We start from the raw sequence: 18490 nt of genomic DNA, 5'->3' as shown, positions 1-18490 counted from the left end.
CGCTTTCTGGAGTGAGTACGTGATCAAACACAAGAAAGCACAGTGGCCCTGGCATGGGCTGACCGCGCTGGTCCTGGTGGGCCTGGCGTTCAGCCTGTACCTGGCCACCTCGATGATTTCCTACGAGTGGCGCTGGAACCGCGTTCCGCAATACTTCGCCTACAAGGCCGAGGAAACCCAGCGTGCCGCCAACCCAGGCACGGTCGAGGAAATCGTGGTATCCGGCGACAACGCCCGGGTCACCCTGAAGGACGAGAACGGCGACACCCAGGTCGTCGAAGTGGCCAAGGACAGCATGCTGCTGGCCCGGGGCGACGACGTCGCCGAGGGCGATGCCATCGGCGTCACCCGCCACTGGGCTGCCGGCCCCTTGGCCTGGGGCTTGTGGACCACCCTGTGGATCTCGGTGATCTCCGGTGCCCTGGGCCTGGTGCTCGGCCTGGTCGCCGGGCTGTGCCGGTTGTCCAGCAACCCCACGTTGCGTGACCTGTCCACGGTTTACGTCGAGCTGGTGCGCGGCACGCCGCTGCTGGTGCAGATCTTCATCTTCTACTTCTTCATCGGCACCGTGCTCAACCTGTCCCGCGAGTTCGCCGGGGTGGCGGCGCTGGCGCTGTTCACCGGCGCCTACGTGGCCGAGATCGTCCGCGCTGGCGTGCAGTCGATCGCCAAGGGGCAGAACGAGGCGGCGCGCTCGCTGGGCTTGAACGGCGCCCAGTCGATGCGTCATGTGATCCTGCCCCAGGCGTTCAAGCGCGTGCTGCCGCCGCTGGCCGGGCAGTTCATCAGCCTGGTCAAGGACACCTCGCTGGTCTCGGTGATCGCCATCACCGAGCTGACCAAGAGCGGCCGCGAGGCCATCACCACCTCGTTCTCGACCTTCGAGATCTGGTTCTGCGTGGCGGGCCTGTACCTGCTGATCAACCTGCCGCTGTCGCACATCGCCAGCCGGCTCGAGCGGAGGCTTGCGCAAAGTGATTGAAGTCCGTGACCTGTTGAAAGTCTTCGACACCCGTGGCCACGTCGTGCGCGCGGTGGACAACGTCACCACCCAGGTCGCCAAGGGCGAGGTGGTGGTGGTGCTCGGCCCGTCCGGTTCGGGCAAGTCGACCTTCCTGCGCTGCCTGAACGGCCTGGAGCACTTCGACGAGGGCCATGTGTCCATCGACGGGCTGCAGCTGGACAACCCCAAGACCGATATCAACGCCTATCGTCGCGAAGTCGGCATGGTGTTCCAGCACTTCAACCTGTTCCCGCACATGACCGTGCTGGAAAACCTGTGCCTGGCGCAGAAGGTGGTGCGCAAGCGCAACAAGGCCGAGCGCGAAGCCAAGGCCCGGGCGTTGCTGGAAAAGGTCGGCATCGCGCAGAAGGCCAACGAATACCCTTCGCGCCTGTCGGGCGGCCAGCAGCAGCGGGTGGCCATTGCCCGGGCCCTGGCGATGGAACCGAAGGTGATGCTGTTCGACGAGCCGACCTCGGCGCTCGACCCGGAGATGGTCGGCGAGGTGCTGGACGTGATGAAGACCCTGGCCCAGGAAGGCATGACCATGGTCTGCGTGACCCACGAGATGGGCTTCGCCCGGGAAGTGGCGGACCGCGTGCTGTTCTTCGACCACGGCAAGTTGCTGGAAGACTCGCCACCGCAGCAGTTCTTCGCGGCGCCGAAGGACCCGCGGGCCCAGGCGTTCCTGCGCCAGGTGCTTTAGCCCCTTCGCGGGTAAACCCGCTCCCACGGAGGCAAGGCATGGCCTGCGGTGTGGGAGCGGGTTTACCCGCGAAGCGAGCGACGCACGTCTAGAGACTGAAGCGCCCCACCATCCCGCGCAGCTGCTGCCCCAGCTGTTCCAGCTCGCCGCTCGATGCCGCCGTCTGTTCACTGGCCACGCTGGTGCGGTCCGAGACATCCCGGACATTCATGACGCTGCGGTTGATCTGCTCGGCGACCACGCTCTGCTCTTCGCTGGCCGTGGCGATCTGCTGGTTCATGCCCTGGATGGTCGACACTGTCGCGCTGATCTGCCCCAGGGCATCGCCGGCCTTGCGGCTGAGCTCGACGCTCTGTTCAGTGAGGCGCTTGCTGTTGTCGAGCAGGCCGGTGACCTCGTCGGTGCCGCGGTGCAGGTTGTCGATCAGTTGCTCGATTTCCTCGGTCGATTGCTGGGTCCGTTGGGCCAGCCCGCGTACTTCGTCGGCCACCACGGCGAAGCCACGCCCGGCCTCGCCCGCCCGCGCCGCCTCGATGGCCGCGTTGAGGGCCAGCAAGTTGGTCTGTTCGGATACCGACTTGATCACGTCGAGGATCGAGCCGATGCGCTGGCTTTCGCCGGCCAGATGCCCCATCGCCTCGAGACAGCGGTCCATCTGTCCGGCCAGCTGCTCGATGCGTGCTACCGCTTCAGCGACCACCTGGTCGCCCTGCCGGGCCTGGCCGTCGGCGGTGGTGGCGGCCACGGAGGCTTGCTCGGCGCTTTGCGCGACCTCTTGAACCGTGGCGCTCATCTGGTTCATCGCGGTGGCCACCTGGTCGGTCTCATCGCGCTGTTGGCTGATGCGTTCGCGGGTGTCCGCGCTGGAGCTGGCAAGTTCGCTGGCCGATCGCGACAGGTGCGCAACGCCATTGTCGATACCGCCCAGCAGCTCGCGCAGGCTCAATGTCATCTCGTGCATGCGGCCCTGCAGTTGGCCCATCTCGTCGCGGCGCCGCACTGCATCCCGCTGGCTGAGGTCGCCTGCGGCGATTCGCGATGCCTGGGCCAGTACCTGCCGCAGCGGGTGGGTGATCTGCCGGGTGATCAGCCAGCCCGCGAGCACGCCGACCAGCAGGGCCAGGACGGCCACGGTGGTGAGCAGCGAACGTGCGGCCACGGCTTCGCTGTCGCGCTGTTCGACCTTGCGCTCGGCCAGTTCCATGCTGATTGCCTGGAGCTGCGCTCCCGTCTTTTCCATGTCGTCTTGCAGCCGTTCGACCTCCAGCGCCGCATCGCGGTACTGGCGCAGGGCGGTGCGGTAGCGGTCCAGTTCGGCCTTGGGGCGCTGGGTCAGCGTGTGTGGCAGCGCCAATGGCGCTATGCCCCGCAGCAGTTGGGCGAGGCTGGTGTCCGCGGCATCCAGCGCGGCATCGCCCATGAGGGCAAAGGCATCGCGCGAGGCGAAGGCGTAGGCCGGTACCTGGCTTTGTTGGCCGGCGCTGTCCACGTGGCGACTCAGGGTGTCCATCGAGCCGATGATGGTGCCTTGCTGGCCATCGGCCGGCATTTTCAGCAGCGCCTGGGTCTGTAGTTCGTCAATCACCTTTTCCAGTGCGATGGCCTGTTCCTGCATGGCCGTGCGCAGGCTCTGGCGACTGTCGACCGCGCGCTGCAACGCGGCGAAGTCCTGCTGCAGGCGCTCGAGCAATTGCAGTTTCTGCTTCAGCATCTGCCTTGACTGATCGACCTGGCTGCGTTGCTGCAACAGGGTGAGACGGCTGTGCAAGTGTTCGAGGATCCGGGTGATCTGCGCCTTGCTGGCATCGTCGGCGAGTACCCGGTAGGTGATGCGCTCGGCGCGCAGGTCGCGGGTCAGGTCGTTCAGCTCGCTGATATCGCTGAGCTGCTCCGAACGGTTGATGGCGCCATCCAGGGCGCGCCAGCCGCTGAGCGTGGTGGCCAGGGTGAGCAGCAACACCACGGCGAAGCCCAGGGCGAGCTTGAGCCCGACGTTCAGGTTGCCGAGTTTGCGATCGAGGTAGGCGAACATGACAGGTCTCCATCCAGTTGAGAAAAGGTCATGCCGGCAAATTGCCGCCATGGCCTTTTTCATCGGCAGAGAGGGCGTCGGACTGGACCTGCAAACTGAGTAGGAAAATTCCCTGCAATTCGAAGGATTTGCCTTCTGATCAGAGCTTGAATCGGCCCACCAGCCCTTGCAGGTGAGTGCCCAGGCGCGCCAGCTCGACACTGGAACTGGCTGTTTCTTCGCTGGCCGCCGAGGTCTGGTCGGAAATGTCGCGCACGTTCATCACGCTGCGGTTGATCTCTTCGGCCACGGCGCTCTGCTGCTCGGCGGCAGTGGCGATCTGCTGGTTCATCGCCTGGATCGACGACACGGTGCGGGTGATGGTCTCCAGCGAGCCGCCAGCGCGGCGGGTGAGTTCGACGCTGCTGTCGGTGAGTGCGCGGCTGTTGTCCATGACGCTGGCCACGCGTTCGGTGCCGTTCTGCAGGCCGGCGATCAGCTCTTCGATTTCCTCGGTGGACTGCTGGGTGCGCTGGGCCAGGCTGCGCACCTCGTCGGCGACCACCGCGAAGCCGCGCCCGGCCTCGCCGGCACGGGCGGCTTCGATAGCGGCATTGAGCGCCAGCAGGTTGGTCTGCTGGGCCACCGATTTGATCACGTCGAGCACGCTGCCGATCTTGTCGCTTTCGGCCTTGAGCTGGTTCATCGCCTCGCTGGAGTTCACCACCTCGCCGGCCAGGCGCTCGATCTGGGCAATCGCCTCGCCGACCACCTTGTCACCCTCGCGGGCCTGTTGATCGGCCATCAGCGCGGCCTCCGAGGCCTGCTCGGCATTGCGCGCGACCTCCTGCACGGTGGCGGCCATCTCGTTCATGGCGGTGGCGACCTGGTCGGTCTCGACCTTCTGGTTGTTGACCCCGGCGCTGGTCTGCTCGGTCACCGCCGACAGTTCTTCGGCGGCGCTGGCAATCTGCGTCACGCCATCGCCGATGCCGCCGATCAGCTCGCGCAGGCTCTGGGTCATGCGCTGCATGCTGGCCTGCAACTGGCCCAGTTCATCGCGGCGTTGCACCAGGAGGTCCTGGCGCAGGTCGCCGCCAGCCACGCGTTCGGCGGCGGCGAGGGTCTGGCGCAAGGGGACGATGATCTGCCGGGTGATGGCGAAGGCGGCCAGCACGCCCAGCAGCAAGGCCAGGCCGCTGGCGCCGGCGAGCAGGGTCTTGGCCTGCTGCGTGCCCTGGTCGCGAACTTCAGTCTGGGAAACGGTCATCGCTTCGCTGGTGCCGAGCAGGATCTGGCCCTGTTCGGCCATGTGCGCCAGGGCCTGCTCGCTGGCGGCCTGGGCACTGCCGAACTGGTTCACCGCGTCGCGGTAGCCCGCCAGCGCCACGGCGGCGTCGTCGAGGCTGCTGGCGAACTCGGCCGGGAGCTTGGCCGGCAGGGTCTTGAGCACGGCCATGGCCTGGTCGATGGCGGACAGTGCGGTCTGCTGGAATTCGGCCTTGCCGCTGTAGGTGTAGCCGCGCACCTGGAAGCGCGCCTGCTGCAGCAGGGCGGCGACTTGCACGGCTTCCTGGTACTGCTGGATATCGCCACCCTGCAGCAGGCGCTGCTGGGCCTTGCCGATCAGTTCGGCGGCCTGGTCGGCGCTATCGCCCAGCACGCCGCGGCTGGCCTCGCGGCGTTGGCCCGCCTGCCTGAGCTCGGCGAAGGCCTGCTGGTACTGGCGCACGGCGTCCTGTTGCTGGTCCAGGCGCTGGCGGTCGGCGGGCAGCTCGATCTGCTCGAGCATGAACCGTACCTGGCGCTCGAGGTTGGCCAGGGCTTTCTCCAACTCGGCCACGGCGGCGTCGTCACGGCTGCGCTCATAGTGCTGGCGAGCGATGCGCAGGTCCTGGGTGTACTGGTGGATCACCGAGATGTTGCCGAGCTTGTCGCCACGGCTGGTGACACTGTCGATGCCCAGCCAGCCGGTGAAGGTGATGCCGAGGGTGAGCAGCAGCACCAGGCCGAAGCCGACCCCCAACTTGCGATTGACGCTTACATTTCCCAGTGATTGGGCGAACCAACGGTACATAGACGACTCCCCGGCGTGCGGCAGTGCGGATTATTGTTCTGTTGCACAGGCCATCGGCGTGGGGTGGGGAAACTTGATGAGAAAAATCTGACCCGTCTGTCAAAAAATTCGCGAAAGCAAGGCCGTGACCGCCGTTTCCACGCGCAAGATGCGATCACCCAGCTGTACCGGAGCCAGCCCGGCCTTGCCGAGCAGGTCGACTTCGTACGGGATCCAGCCGCCTTCTGGGCCGATCGCCAGGGTTACCGGGCCTTCCACGGCGCGCGGGCAGGCCGGGTAGGGGCCGGGGTGGCCCACCAGCCCGAGGGTGCCAGTGGCGATCGCAGGCAGGCGATCCTCGACGAACGGCTTGAAGCGCTTTTCGATGATCACTTCGGGCAACACCGTGTCGCGGGCCTGTTCGAGCCCGAGGATCAGGTTTTCGCGAATGTTCTCGGGGTTGAGGAAGGGCGTCTGCCAGAAGCTTTTCTCGACCTTGTAGCTGTTGACCAGGATCAGCCGTGGCACGCCCAGCGTGGCAACGGTCTGAAACAGTCGGCGCAGCATCTTCGGCCGGGGCACGGCCAGCACCAGGGTCAGTGGCAGCTTGGGCGGTGGTGCCTGGTCGAAAGCTACCCGCAGTTCGGCTTCATGACCTTCGAGGCGAATGACCTCGGCCTTGCCCATCAAGCCGCCGATACGGCCAACGCGCAGGCTGTCGCCCACCGCCACGCGGTGGATCTCCTGCATGTGGATGAAGCGGCGATCGGCCAGGACAACACGGTCGGCCGACACGAAGTCGGCCTCTTCAAGAAGCAACAGGTTCACGGTTGGGTCGCAGGTGGCTGGTCGTTGTGGTCGCTGGGGGCTTCGTCGCGTTCGTGACTGCGCTTGCGGATCAGGCTGCCACACAGCACGCCGACCTCGAACAGCATCCACATCGGCACGGCCAGCAGGGTCTGGGAGAAGATGTCCGGCGGAGTCAGGACCATGCCGACCACGAAGCAGCCGATGATCACGTACGGGCGGATCTTCTTCAGGTACTGCACATCGACCACGCCGATCCACACCAGCAGCACCACCGCTACCGGGATCTCGAACGCTACGCCGAAGGCGAAGAACAGCGTCATGACGAAGTCGAGGTAGCTGGCGATGTCGGTCATCATCGACACGCCCTCGGGCGTGGCGCTGGCGAAGAAGCCGAAGATCAGCGGAAATACCAGGAAGTAGGCGAAGGCCATGCCGGCGTAGAACAGGAAGATGCTCGACACCAGCAGTGGAATGGCGATGCGCTTTTCGTGGCGATACAGGCCCGGGGCGATGAAGCCCCAGATCTGTTGCAGGATGAACGGGATCGCCAGGAACAGCGAAACGATCATGGTCAGCTTGAACGGCGTCAGGAACGGCGAGGCCACGTCGGTGGCGATCATCGTCGCGTTGGCCGGCAAGTGCGCGCGCAGCGGCGCCGAGACCAGGGTGTAGATCTGCTGGGCGAAGGAGAACAGCCCGGCGAAGATCAGGAAGATGGCGGCGACGCAGCGCAGCAGGCGGGTGCGCAGCTCGGTCAGGTGCGAGACCAGCGGCATCGGCTGGTCATGTTCCGGATTCTCGCTCATGGGGCTCGTGGCGGTTGTGGCTGCTCGGAGGGTGGCGTCGCGGTCGGCTGCGTGGGGGCGGCTTCGACAGCGGGTGTGGCGGGCGTTTCAGCGCTGGCCGGCGGCTGCGCCGATGGCGTCAGCGGATTGAGGATGCGCTTGGCTTCCTGCTCCATCTGCAGGATGTGCTCGTTGTGCAACTGGCGGCGGATGTCGTCGGCGCCGATCTCGCGCTCGACTTCCATCTTGATCGCGTTGAAGCTGCGCTTGAGGCGGCCGATCCACAGGCCCGCGGTACGCGCGGCCCCCGGCAGGCGCTCGGGGCCGAGCACCAGCAGGGCGACCAGGCCGACGAGCAGCAGCTCGCTGAAACTGATGCCGAACATGGGTCAGTCTTTCCGCTGTGGCTCTTGGACCGGCTGGGCCTGGCCCTCGATGGTGTGGCCCTGGGCCTGCTGGGCGGTGTTCTGCACCGGGGGAACCGGTTGCGCCGGCGGCGGGGTCTGCTCGGCGGGCTTGGTTTCTTCTTCGTTCATGGCCTTGCGAAAGCCCTTGATCGATTCGCCCAGGTCGCTGCCGAGGTTCTTCAGTTTCTTGGTGCCGAATACCAGCACCACGACGACCAGCAGGACGATCCAGTGTTTCCAGTCAAAAATGCCCATTTCGTACTCCTGAAAAATGTGTGTCTGTCTTTCGGGCCCTGGGGGCTGCTGTGCAGCCCTTTCGCGACACAAGGCCGCTCCTACAGGGTATTGCGAATCTGTCAGGCGACGCGGACGCCTGTAGGAGCGGCCTTGTGTCGCGAAAGGGGCGCAACGCGCCCCCGGCATTCTTCAGGCAGAAGGCTGACGCGCGGCCTTCTCGTCATGCCCGGAAAGCCCGAACCGACGCTCCAGCTCATCGAGCACCGCCTGCGGATGCTGGCCCAGCGCGCTGAGCATGACCAGGCTATGAAACCACAGGTCCGCGGTCTCATAGATGACATCGCTGTAATCCTTGCTGGCGGCGGCATCCTTGGCGGCGATGATGGTCTCGATGGACTCTTCGCCGAGCTTCTCGAGGATCTTGTTCAGGCCCTTGTGATACAGGCTGGCCACGTAGCTGCTGTCCGGCGCCGCGTGCTTGCGTTCTTCCAGCACCTCGGCGAGGCGGTTCAGGGTGTCGCTCATGTCAGTGTCCCGCGCTGTAGATGGCGTCCGGATCCTTCAGGACCGGGTCGACGATTTTCCATTGGCCGTCTTCGAAGACGCGATAGAAGCAGCTTTCGCGGCCGGTATGGCAGGCGATATGGCCCAACTGCTCGACCATCAGGATGATCACGTCGGCGTCGCAGTCCAGGCGCATTTCATGCAGTTTCTGCACATGGCCCGACTCTTCGCCCTTGCGCCACAGCTTGCCCCGCGAGCGCGACCAGTAGATGGCGCGATGCTCGGCGGCGGTCAGGGCGAGGGATTCACGGTTCATCCAGGCCATCATCAGCACGCGCCCGGTCTTGTGGTCCTGGGCGATCGCCGGCACCAGGCCATCGCTGTTCCACTTGATCTCGTCCAGCCAGTCTTTCATCGTCGACTCCAAACCGGGCCCGCTCCTGTACCGGGCCCCTGTGCGCTAGTGTGCCAGCCGGCGGCGCGGCTGGCTATCGGCGCACGATCAAGTACAGGCCGGCGGCGAGCATCAGCCAGGCTGGCCAGGCGGCCGGGGCGCTGAGGCTGGCGGCGCCGGCGGCCAGGGTGGCGCCGCCGCCGAGCAGCCCGGCGCCGAGCAGGCGTAGCGCCCAGTTGTCGCCGGCACGGCGTCGTTCGGGCAGTTGCGCGTCGTGCAGGTGCGGTTGCGACAGGCGCTCGAGCAGGTCGCGGGTCATGTCGGCCAGGTGCGGCAGCTGCTCGGCCTGGCTGTACAGGTTGCCGATCACCGCCTTCGGACTCATGCGTTCGCGCATCCAGCGTTCGAGGAACGGCTTGGCGGTGCTCCACAGGTCCAGGTCGGGGTACAGCTGGCGGCCCAGGCCTTCGATGTTGAGCAGGGTCTTCTGCAGCAGCACCAGCTGTGGCTGGACTTCCATGTTGAAGCGCCGGGCGGTCTGGAACAGGCGCATCAGCACCTGGCCGAAGGAGATGTCCTTGAGCGGCTTTTCGAAAATCGGCTCGCACACCGTGCGGATCGCCGCCTCGAACTCGTTGACCTTGGTCTGCGCCGGCACCCAGCCTGAGTCGATGTGCAACTGGGCCACGCGGCGGTAGTCGCGCTTGAAGAAGGCGATCAGGTTGCGCGCCAGGTAGTCCTGGTCCTCGGACGTGAGGCTGCCGACGATGCCACAGTCGATGGCGATGTACTGCGGGCTCCACGGCTTGACCGTGCTGACGAAGATGTTGCCCGGGTGCATGTCGGCGTGGAAGAAGCTGTCGCGGAACACCTGGGTGAAGAACACCTCGACGCCGCGTTCGGCGAGCATCTTCATGTCGGTGCGCTGGTCGGCCAGGGTGGCCATGTCGGTGACCGGGACGCCGTAGATGCGCTCCATCACCAGCACCTTGGGCCGGCAGAAGTCCCAGTACACCTGCGGCACGTACATCAGCTCCGAGCCTTCGAAGTTACGCCGCAGCTGGCTGGCGTTGGCCGCCTCGCGCAGCAGGTCGAGCTCGTCGTAAATGGTTTTTTCGTAGTCGCCGACGATCTCCACCGGGTGCAGGCGGCGGGCATCGGCCGAGGCCCGCTCGGCGGCCTTGGCGATCAGGAACAGCCAGGCCAGGTCCTGGGCGATCACCGGCTTCAGGCCCGGGCGCACCACCTTGACCACCACTTCCTCGCCGCTCTTCAGACGCGCGGCGTGGACCTGGGCTACCGAGGCCGAGGCCAGGGGCTCGACATCGAAGCGGCTGAACACCTCGGTCACCTTCGCCCCGAGCTGCTCCTCGATCAGCGCCACGGCGTGCTGAGGGTCGAACGGCGGCACCCGGTCCTGCAGCAGCATCAGCTCGTCGGCGATGTCGGTGGGCAGCAGGTCGCGGCGGGTGGACAGCAACTGGCCGAACTTGATGAAGATCGGCCCCAGGTCCTGCAGCGCCAGGCGCAGGCGCGCGCCACGGCTCAGCTGCGAAGGCTTGCGCGGCAGCCAGCGCCAGGGCATCAGCAGGCGCAGGCTGGCCAGCCACCAAGGCAGCAGGGGTTGTTCGAACAGCAGGTCATCGAGGCGGTAGCGGATCACGACGCGCTGGATGCGCAACAGACGGCGGACGGCGAGCAGCTTCATGCGTTATCGCTGGTATCAAGAGTGTGGGCGAGGCGGCGCAGGCGTGCCTCGAGGCGCTCGATGTCGACCTTCAGCGCATCGAGCTCGCTGAACGCCGCTTCGGCTTCGCGTTTGCCGACCAGGGTGCGGGACTCCTCGGCCAGGTATTCGGAGAGGTTCTGGCTGAAGCGGGCCAGGCCCTGGCGGGTCCAGCGCGCGCGCAGGCGCAGGTGGCCGGCGATCAGTGCGGTGGGCACCGGGCCGAGCCAGCGCTGCAGCTCGTACTCCCAGTCCAGCTCCAGGTCCTGCAGGATGCCGAACAGATCGAGCAGCACGGCACTGTCGCCATGCAGTTCGACCTGGGGGCTATGCAGCACGGCGGTCTTGTCCCGGGCCAGCGCCAGTTGCGCCAGGCGCCCGGCGGGGGCGCGCAAGGTGCAGTCGACCTCGCTCTCCCAGTGGGCGGCGAGCATCAGGCCTTCTTCGTCGGGCAGCACGAACAGCTTCAGGGCCGGCTGCACGCAGTCGATCTCGATCACCTTGCCCTCCAGCGCGGCCAGGCGCGGCAGGGCGGTGCTGTCCAGGCGCAGGACACGGTTGAGCCCGTGCTCGGCGCTGGCGAGCAGGCCGGCCAGGAGCATCAGGGCTTGATCCCCCGGTGCACGGCGACGATGCCGCTGGTCATGTTGTGGTAGGTGACGCGGTCGAAGCCGGCCTCGACCATCATGCTCTTGAGCGTTTCCTGGTCGGGGTGCATGCGGATCGATTCGGCCAGGTAGCGGTAGCTTTCCGAGTCGTTGGTGATCAGCTTGCCGGCCAGCGGCATGAAGGCGAACGAGTAGGCGTCGTAGGCCTTGGACATCAGCTTGTTGGTCGGTTTGGAGAACTCCAGGATCAACAGGCGGCCACCGGGCTTGAGCACCCGCAGCATGGAGCGGATGGCCTCGTCCTTGTGGGTCACGTTGCGCAGGCCGAAGGCGATGGTCACGCAGTCGAAGTGGTTGTCCGGGAACGGCAGCTTCTCGGCGTCGGCCTGGACGAACTCGATGTTGCCGGCCACGCCACGGTCGAGCAGGCGGTCACGGCCGACCTTGAGCATCGAGTCGTTGATGTCGGCCAGCACCACCTGGCCGGTCGGGCCGACCAGGCGCGAGAACTTGGCGGCCAGGTCGCCGGTGCCACCGGCGATGTCCAGCACCCGGTTGCCGCTGCGCACGCCGGACAGCTCGATGGTGAAGCGCTTCCACAGGCGGTGCATGCCGCCGGACAGCACGTCGTTCATCAGGTCGTACTTGGCGGCCACCGAGTGGAACACCTCGGCGACTTTCTTCGCCTTCTGGCTCTCGGGCACGTCCTGGTAGCCGAAGTGGGTAGTGGGTTCGGCGTGGTCGCCTTTGCGCTGGTCGGTCATATCGCTTCACCAGAAAAAAATTACGGCCATTCTAGGGGCTGCGGGCGGATTTGTCTTGGCGGGGTGTGCGCTCGGTCGGGCGGGGGCATAATGCGCTCATTGTCTTCATCTCCAGGATCACCCGCATGACCCAGATCAGCGTCGAACGCAAACACACCCTCGGCCGCGAGGCCGCCCGCGCCAAGGCCGAGGCGCTGGTGGACAAGCTGACCCGCGAGTACGACCTCAAGGCCAGCTGGAACGGCGACCGCGTCGATGTGTCGCGCAGCGGCGCCAACGGCAGCGTGCACATCTTCGATGACCGTATTCGCGTCGAGCTCAAGCTGGGCATGATGCTGTCGATGATGAGCGCCAGCATCAAGGGCGAGATCGAGCGAGCGCTGGACAAGGCGCTCGCCTGACCCAGGCGCCCGTCACGTCGCGGGGAACGGAATCAGGTCCTTGACCTGTTCCAGGCGAAGATCCCCGCGATAGATGGCAATTCGCTCCTTTGCGTTGGTCGAGCGCTCCAACTGTTCATCCCGGCTCATCGAGCGCGGCTCCCAGAACTTCAAGTGCCCTTTGGCGAACGCATGGGCTGGCGCCTGGGCGCTGGTGTAGTGGAAGTGGGCTTCCCAGATCTTCTGCCTGGGCGCCTTGCGGGTGATGGTGTAGACATCGAGAAAGTCGTTCGCCTTGAGCCGTTTGCGGTCTGTGGTCGGCGTGATATCGACTTCCTTCTCGTCCACCAGGAACTGCAAGGCCCTGCTGTCCGGGTGGCGGGTATCGAAGTAGGCGTCGACCAGCATGCGGCGTTTTTGGCTCTGCACCTCCTTGACCGCCGTATCCAGCTGGGCTGCCAACGCTTTCTCGCTGGCCGTACCGCCCGCGAGCTGCCGCGCGACATCCGCCATATCCTCGATCTGCCAGTCCATCAGGTCCGCCAGGCTGTTGGGTTCGTTGGCGTGGCGCGATGCCTGGATGATCCTCGCATCCTTCTGTGCCAGCAGGCGCCTGGCGGTGTTGGCCAGCTCGGCCATGCCGCGTGTTGGCGCCACCGTGGCGTCGGCAACGCTCTCCCAATGCTCGCCCCGCTGTTCGTAATGGTAGGCGACCTGGGTCATGGGATTGGTCTGTACCGCCCGGTTGCTGTCCTGCTCCTGCTCGGCGAGGATCGCTCGTCCTCGTTGGGTATGGATCAGTCGAGGCTTGGCCGGGCGCGCCCGGTAGGTCATCGGTCTGGGCTTCGGTGTAATGCCTTGGTCGCTGTCGCGCAGGCAATTGCTCAGCTCGCTTTCCGCGAGCGACTTCAGCGCGCCGAGCGCATCGATGTATTCGTTCAGCCGGGCGCCATCCAGCGCAGGTTCGTCATCCTTGAGCGAAAGCAAGTAACTGGCCTTGCCGAGCGAAGCCTCGTACTCGCGCAGTGCCGTGCTCAGCACCTCGGCCTGTTGGCCAAGGGACAGGTTGGTTTCCATCAGGCTGTCATGGCTCAGCAGTGCTTCATGAAAATCCCGGTTGCGCAGATCTGCCTGCAGGCGCAGCAGCTGGTCGTAGTTTTCTGGCGTCAGCAGATCCCTCTTGATCAGTAGCTGGCTCAGATCGCTGATGACCTGGGCGTGGATGATGACAATGGAGTAATGCCGCTGCGCGATGATTTTGTCGAGCGTGCTTTTCTTGTCCTTGAACTGAAGATTCACATCGTTGAGCGCGGTACTGATGTTCTCGTCGAGCCGCTTGCTGGTCGCCAGGATGCGTTTATGGATGGCCAGCGCGGCCTGCACGTTGAGGCGATATTCGCTGAACAAGTTGGCCTGTAGCTCGCCGAAGGGCAGCGAGGCGAGCTCCTGCGATTGTTCCTTGAGCACGCGGTAGTCCGTCAGATCGAAGAGGTTGTGGAACAGGCGCAGGTCGGTCCCTATCAACTGTTCCCACCATATGCTGCGCGCGTAGGTGGAGACATTTGTGCGATCGAAGCGGGTGAAGCGTGGCTCGCTCAGCTGCGCATACAGTTCGACCTGCGAGGTCAGTAGGGTCGACAGCTTTTCGTAAGTTAGCGACAGCATGTACAGGTCGGTTCGATGGCTGTTGCGCAGGTCCTGCAAATTCCGCAGCTGCTGGCGCAGGTTCTCGGGCAGGTTGTCGCGGGTGATGCCTGGATGGTCAGCCAGTGCTTTCTTGAAGGCTTTGCTGGCAACATCGTAAGCCTTGGTCTTGCCGAGGTAGCGCTCGACCAGCTCATCGTTCATCTTCAGCTGAGCGTCGATGTCTTTGGTCTGCTGTCTCAGGGCTTCAAAGGTCTTCTTGTTGCTTTCACGAACGGCCTTCACGCTTCTGGGCATGCCGCCGGCGAGCCGGAGGTCGAGCATCCATTCGCCATTCCAACGGGTCATCCATGGCCCGCGGCTTCGTTCACGGCCAGGAATATAGTAACCATCCCAGTTGCCACCCCATTGATCGGTCCATTCTCCACGGCTCTCGTCTGGGCCGATGAGACGGAAGCCTTCCCAGGTCTCTTCGATTTCGTAGGGGTGGTCCTGCAGTTTCACGTAGTGCTGCTCCCCTACCTTGTAGAGTCCGCGCAAGCGCCCGGTTTTCACGGCAGTGCGCCCCGCCAGGTCGATGCGTGCCCGTAGAGGGGGCAGGGTCTTGAGCAGTTCGGCGGGCAGATTGCCCAGGCGCTGGTTGCCATGCCAGCGCTTCAAGCCGACAGCGCCGGTTCGCTGTGGATCGGCAGTGGTTTTCCAGGCTCTGGCTGCCGGCGTTACCGTGGTGCTCAGCGTTGCCGGTTCGCGCGGTTGTGGGCCGTCGAAGCGCGGTTGGAGGTGTTCGGGCAGCACACGGCTCGTCTCACCTGGAACGCTGGCGTGGAGCAGCAGCATGGCCAGGTTGATCAGCAGGTCGGTGCCCGCCAGCACTTTCTGCGCGGTGCTACCTTCGGTCAGTGCGGACAGGTCGTCCTTGAGGGTGACCAGCGTGGCGACCAGCCAGGCCAGCGTGCCTGCCGGCCCAGGCAGCAATGGCGCCAGTGTGTTGAAGGCCAACCATGCGTACTGCTTGATCAGCGCCCAACGCTCCTGAGCGTTGGACACGCTCTGCCGCGAAGCCAGCAGCACCATTGCCTTGGCCTTTGCTTGCATCACCTGCTTGTCCAGGTCGCTCGTCCATGGTCTGAAGGCGATGCTGGCCGGGCCTTGCAACATCGACAGCAGCGAATCGGTCAGTGTCGAGCCAGGCCCTGCCAGGTGCGCGAGCTCCGAAAGATGGCGGTGCAGGTGCGGGCGCTCGAAGCCATCGTTGGCATAGATGGGGCGAGCACTGTCATCCAGCCAGGCGAGCACGTTGTCTTGCAGCTTGCCTTTGGCGCTGATGGCGGCCATCAGTTTGCCCCGGCTGGAGAACGCCTTCACGGTGCCGTCTTCGCTCAGGGGGCGGTAGAGAATCCAGGTACGCGGGCTATCGATCTTGATCACGAACATGCAGTGTGCCTGGTTGACCTTCGCCCTCGGCGCGCAACGAAACGCCAGCTGCGCCATGCCCAGGCGGGGCGAGGCGTCGTCCTTGCCGCGACAGAAGTCGGCGAGCACTTGCCAGGGGCGCTCCTTGAGCTGGCCTTCGATCTTGGCTTGCAACGCGCTCAGCAGCAGGCCGTATCGCCACTCGGTGCTGAAGCGTGCCAGGCGCGCGGCACTGTTGGCCGAGTCCCGCATCTGGCGGTTGACGTAAATCGGGTACTGACCGCCGATGTCCACGCGGTGGATCAGTTGCTGCACATAGTCCAGGTCGATCCAGAGGTCGTCGGATTGCTTGCCGGCAATGGCGATCGTGGTCGCCACCTCCTGATCGCTGTCGTTCAGGCGAGAAATCGCCAGGTCGACAAGGGTGACCGTTCTCAGGTATTCCAGGCGCACCGGCCCGGTGGACGATATCTGTACCCGCTGGGCAATGCTGATGAGTAGCTGGCCAGGGTCATGTTGCGTCTTGTCCGGGTGATCGGCATGCATCTGTTCGCGCAGGCGCCGGGCGGCATACGCTCGCAGGTTGTCGATCCCCTCCAGTGATGAGACGCCTTTGGCCAGCACTTGGGCGGCGGAAAGTTCCAGCAATGCCATGTGATATTGAAAACGGTCCTCGGTCGAGGCTTTGACCAGCCAAGCCGGCTGCGGGACCTCGAGTGCCTGGTGCAAGACTTCGGCATGGTCGGGGAAGGCCGAACCCGGGTCGCTCAGCGTGCTGAAAAGCGTCTCGAGGTCATCGACAGTGTCGATCGCGTGCAACTGCAGGCGGTCGATGCGCTCCAGCATGGCGTTGAGCAGCTGCGTGGCCTGATAGCTGAACGTATCGTCCGTCAGTGCGTTGCTGGCCCAGGCCATCGTCTCGAAGCGATACAGGTCGGCGAGCTCGTCGCGCAGGGCATTGGCGAACGCCGGTATGCTGGCGAAGCTGCGCACGGTGCCTGAGGGCTTGCACCAGAGTACCCGTTGGCGATTGTCGCGCTGAGCGGTGATCAGCAGGTCGGGCAGTATCAGGTCGTGGGCGCTGTCCTGCTGGCCGAGCGTTACCTGCAGGCCATGGATGGCGAGCGTGTCGTTACCGCCATTGACAAGTGTGTACAGGACATCCTTCTCGACCTCGTCCAGATCCTGTCGTTCGATGGTGCCGAGCAGTGATGCCTTGATGATCTGTTCCATCCAGCGCAGACGCGGCACGGCCGTTGCGTTCTCGCTACCGTTCCAGAAGCTGATCTGCGCCTGCAGGAAAATCTCCACCAGGTTTTCCAGTAGGTCATCGAAGAGGCTGTTCAGGATCGACATGTCGAGGTCGACTGGTTGGCGACCGGTGCTCTGCGCTTGGGCCTGGAACACCAGCGGCGGCGCGATGCTCAGATGATCCGATGGGCTCAACGCCAGATCGCGGTTGGCAAGGAAATGCGTGAACAACTCGTCCACCAGGGCGGTCTGGCGGACAGTGCCTTGCTCATCCGGCGCCTGAAGCAAAGTGAATGCCTCGAGCGACGTCAGTTCGGGGTGGTTCACGCGGATCCAGGGATAACGGTCGGCTAGCTTGTCAAAGCCTGCCTTGGCCACGACCTGGCGCAGGCTTGGTCGCGTTGCGAACCTCGCGTTGACCAGGCTTTTGAACGATAGCGGGAGTGTGGTGGATGCGTCGGGCATTGCTGGAGGCTCCAGGAGATCGAGGGACGAACATGCTGGGGTGTCCGCTCGGCCTGGCTGCGTTAGATAGAGCTGTGTGCGAGCTTAGGGTGAGAATTCTAATTTCTGCCTCTAACGTGTAGCCAAGCCCAACCTCCATGGGCGGTTCCTCCCTCCACTCATGAGCATGAGGTACAGAACATGGCCAAAGTGAATGTAAAGAAAAAGGAAGAAGTCCAGGGCACCCTGGGTGAGGTGCGTGGTTATGCGCGCAAGATCTGGCTGGCGGGACTGGGTGCTTACGCCCGTGTCGGCCAGGAAGGTTCGGAATACCTGAAGGAGCTGGTCAAGGCCGGCGAAGGCGTCGAGAAGCGCGGCAAGAAGCGTCTCGACAAGGAGCTCGACGCCGCCAATGGACAGATCGATGACGCCGCCCGTGAAGTGACCCGCGTACGTGGCAAGGTCGAGGTCCAGCTGGACAAAATCGAGCAAGCCTTCGATGCACGTGTCGGTCGCGCCTTGAATCGCCTCGGCATTCCGTCTAAACATGACGTTGAGGCGTTGTCCATCAAGCTTGAACAGCTGCACGAGCTGCTCGAGCGCGTCGCGCACAAACCATAAGGAGAGCAGGATGGCTGGCAAGAAGAACACCGAGAAAGAAAGCAGCTCCTGGGTCGGCGGGATCGAGAAGTACTCCCGCAAGATCTGGCTGGCGGGCCTGGGTATCTACTCCAAGATCGACCAGGATGGTCCGAAGCTGTTCGATTCGCTGGTGAAGGACGGCGAAAAGGCCGAGAAGCAGGCGAAGAAGAACGTCGACTCGGCCGCCGACAGCGCCAAGACGGCGACCACCTCGCGGGTGTCGGACGTCAAGGAGCGTGCGCTGGGCAAGTGGAGCGAGCTCGAGGAAGCCTTCGACAAGCGTCTGAACAGTGCAATCTCGCGCCTGGGCGTGCCCAGCCGCAATGAGATCAAGGCACTGCACCAGCAGGTCGACTCGCTGACCAAGCAGATCGAGAAACTGACCGGCGCTTCGGTCACTCCGATCTCCAAGGCCAGCGCGAGCAAGACGGCGGCCAAGCCACTGGCCAAGCCTGCTGCCAAGACAGCCGCGGCAAAGCCTGCAGCAAAACCGGCGGCCAAGCCCGTGGCGAAAACCGCAGCGGCCAAACCGGCAGCCAAGCCTGCGGCGAAACCTGTAGCGGCCAAACCAGCGGCCAAGCCGGCTGCGGCGAAAAAACCGGCCGTGAAGAAGGCCCCAGCCAAGCCGGCTGCGGCCAAGCCCGCCACTGCGGCACCGGCCGCCACTGCAGCGCCGGCACCAAGCGCGGCTCCGGCCAGCGGCAC

17 protein-coding genes are annotated in these 18490 nt (G+C 64.7%); 5 read left to right on the top strand and 12 right to left on the bottom strand.

The window, feature by feature from the left end:
* Positions 1-19 precede the first annotated feature (19 nt).
* Both N5D48_RS01140 and N5D48_RS01135 read left to right on the top strand, forming a co-directional pair.
* On the top strand, positions 20-982 hold the full coding sequence (locus N5D48_RS01140; RefSeq protein ID WP_279880180.1) for an amino acid ABC transporter permease: 963 nt from the start codon (positions 20-22) through the stop codon (positions 980-982).
* A complete protein-coding gene (locus N5D48_RS01135; RefSeq protein WP_279880360.1) occupies positions 975-1709 on the top strand; it encodes an amino acid ABC transporter ATP-binding protein in 735 nt (244 codons plus the stop codon). Before N5D48_RS01140 ends, N5D48_RS01135 begins: the two co-directional genes overlap by 8 nt.
* 88 nt (positions 1710-1797) lie before the next feature.
* Here the strand turns inward: N5D48_RS01135 and N5D48_RS01130 are convergent, their stop codons facing one another.
* From N5D48_RS01130 to ubiE, 11 genes are all read right to left on the bottom strand, one after another.
* Positions 1798-3741, bottom strand: coding sequence for a methyl-accepting chemotaxis protein (locus N5D48_RS01130; protein ID WP_279880178.1), 1944 nt, complete (start codon positions 3739-3741; stop codon positions 1798-1800).
* 139 nt (positions 3742-3880) lie between these two features.
* Complete coding sequence (locus tag N5D48_RS01125) at positions 3881-5797, bottom strand: methyl-accepting chemotaxis protein (RefSeq protein ID WP_279880176.1); 1917 nt, start codon at positions 5795-5797, stop codon at positions 3881-3883.
* 99 nt (positions 5798-5896) lie between these two features.
* On the bottom strand, positions 5897-6604 hold the full coding sequence (locus tag N5D48_RS01120; protein ID WP_279880174.1) for a 16S rRNA (uracil(1498)-N(3))-methyltransferase: 708 nt from the start codon (positions 6602-6604) through the stop codon (positions 5897-5899).
* Positions 6601-7392, bottom strand: coding sequence for a twin-arginine translocase subunit TatC (tatC, locus tag N5D48_RS01115; RefSeq protein ID WP_279880171.1), 792 nt, complete (start codon positions 7390-7392; stop codon positions 6601-6603). Before tatC ends, N5D48_RS01120 begins: the two co-directional genes overlap by 4 nt.
* Positions 7389-7757, bottom strand: a complete 369-nt coding sequence (gene tatB / locus N5D48_RS01110) for a Sec-independent protein translocase protein TatB (RefSeq protein ID WP_279880169.1) — start codon at positions 7755-7757, stop codon at positions 7389-7391. The genes tatC and tatB overlap by 4 nt, the downstream gene beginning before the upstream one ends.
* Before the next feature lie 3 nt (positions 7758-7760).
* A complete protein-coding gene (locus tag N5D48_RS01105) occupies positions 7761-8033 on the bottom strand; it encodes a twin-arginine translocase TatA/TatE family subunit (protein WP_279880167.1) in 273 nt (90 codons plus the stop codon).
* Between the two features lie 171 nt (positions 8034-8204).
* Complete coding sequence (locus tag N5D48_RS01100) at positions 8205-8540, bottom strand: phosphoribosyl-ATP diphosphatase (protein WP_050707262.1); 336 nt, start codon at positions 8538-8540, stop codon at positions 8205-8207.
* A 1-nt stretch (position 8541) separates the two neighbouring features.
* Complete coding sequence (hisI, locus tag N5D48_RS01095) at positions 8542-8934, bottom strand: phosphoribosyl-AMP cyclohydrolase (protein ID WP_023632585.1); 393 nt, start codon at positions 8932-8934, stop codon at positions 8542-8544.
* A gap of 73 nt (positions 8935-9007) precedes the next feature.
* On the bottom strand, positions 9008-10621 hold the full coding sequence (ubiB, locus tag N5D48_RS01090) for a ubiquinone biosynthesis regulatory protein kinase UbiB (protein ID WP_279880165.1): 1614 nt from the start codon (positions 10619-10621) through the stop codon (positions 9008-9010).
* On the bottom strand, positions 10618-11241 hold the full coding sequence (locus N5D48_RS01085) for an SCP2 sterol-binding domain-containing protein (protein WP_279880163.1): 624 nt from the start codon (positions 11239-11241) through the stop codon (positions 10618-10620). Before N5D48_RS01085 ends, ubiB begins: the two co-directional genes overlap by 4 nt.
* Positions 11241-12011 (bottom strand): bifunctional demethylmenaquinone methyltransferase/2-methoxy-6-polyprenyl-1,4-benzoquinol methylase UbiE, encoded by a 771-nt coding sequence (gene ubiE / locus N5D48_RS01080; protein ID WP_050707258.1) that lies wholly within the window; start codon positions 12009-12011, stop codon positions 11241-11243. Before ubiE ends, N5D48_RS01085 begins: the two co-directional genes overlap by 1 nt.
* 125 nt (positions 12012-12136) lie before the next feature.
* On the opposite strand from ubiE, the gene N5D48_RS01075 reads away from it, so the two are divergent.
* Positions 12137-12412, top strand: coding sequence for a polyhydroxyalkanoic acid system family protein (locus N5D48_RS01075; protein WP_279880161.1), 276 nt, complete (start codon positions 12137-12139; stop codon positions 12410-12412).
* Positions 12413-12424: 12 nt separating this feature from the next.
* Here N5D48_RS01075 and N5D48_RS01070 read toward each other — a convergent pair whose 3' ends face one another.
* Complete coding sequence (locus N5D48_RS01070; RefSeq protein ID WP_279880158.1) at positions 12425-17164, bottom strand: DUF6543 domain-containing protein; 4740 nt, start codon at positions 17162-17164, stop codon at positions 12425-12427.
* 180 nt (positions 17165-17344) lie between these two features.
* Between N5D48_RS01070 and N5D48_RS01065 the strand changes: the two genes are divergently transcribed.
* Together N5D48_RS01065 and N5D48_RS01060 are read left to right on the top strand one after the other, a co-directional pair.
* Positions 17345-17764, top strand: a complete 420-nt coding sequence (locus N5D48_RS01065; RefSeq protein ID WP_279880155.1) for a phasin family protein — start codon at positions 17345-17347, stop codon at positions 17762-17764.
* A 10-nt stretch (positions 17765-17774) separates the two neighbouring features.
* The coding region (locus N5D48_RS01060) for a phasin family protein (RefSeq protein WP_279880153.1) at positions 17775-18490 on the top strand (716 nt) is incomplete at its 3' end.

It is taken from the genome of Pseudomonas sp. GD03858 (genome assembly GCF_029840925.1).
Lineage (GTDB): Bacteria > Pseudomonadota > Gammaproteobacteria > Pseudomonadales > Pseudomonadaceae > Aquipseudomonas.
Note: the sequence above shows the minus strand (reverse complement) of the source record. Positions and strands in the feature narration are given on the sequence as shown.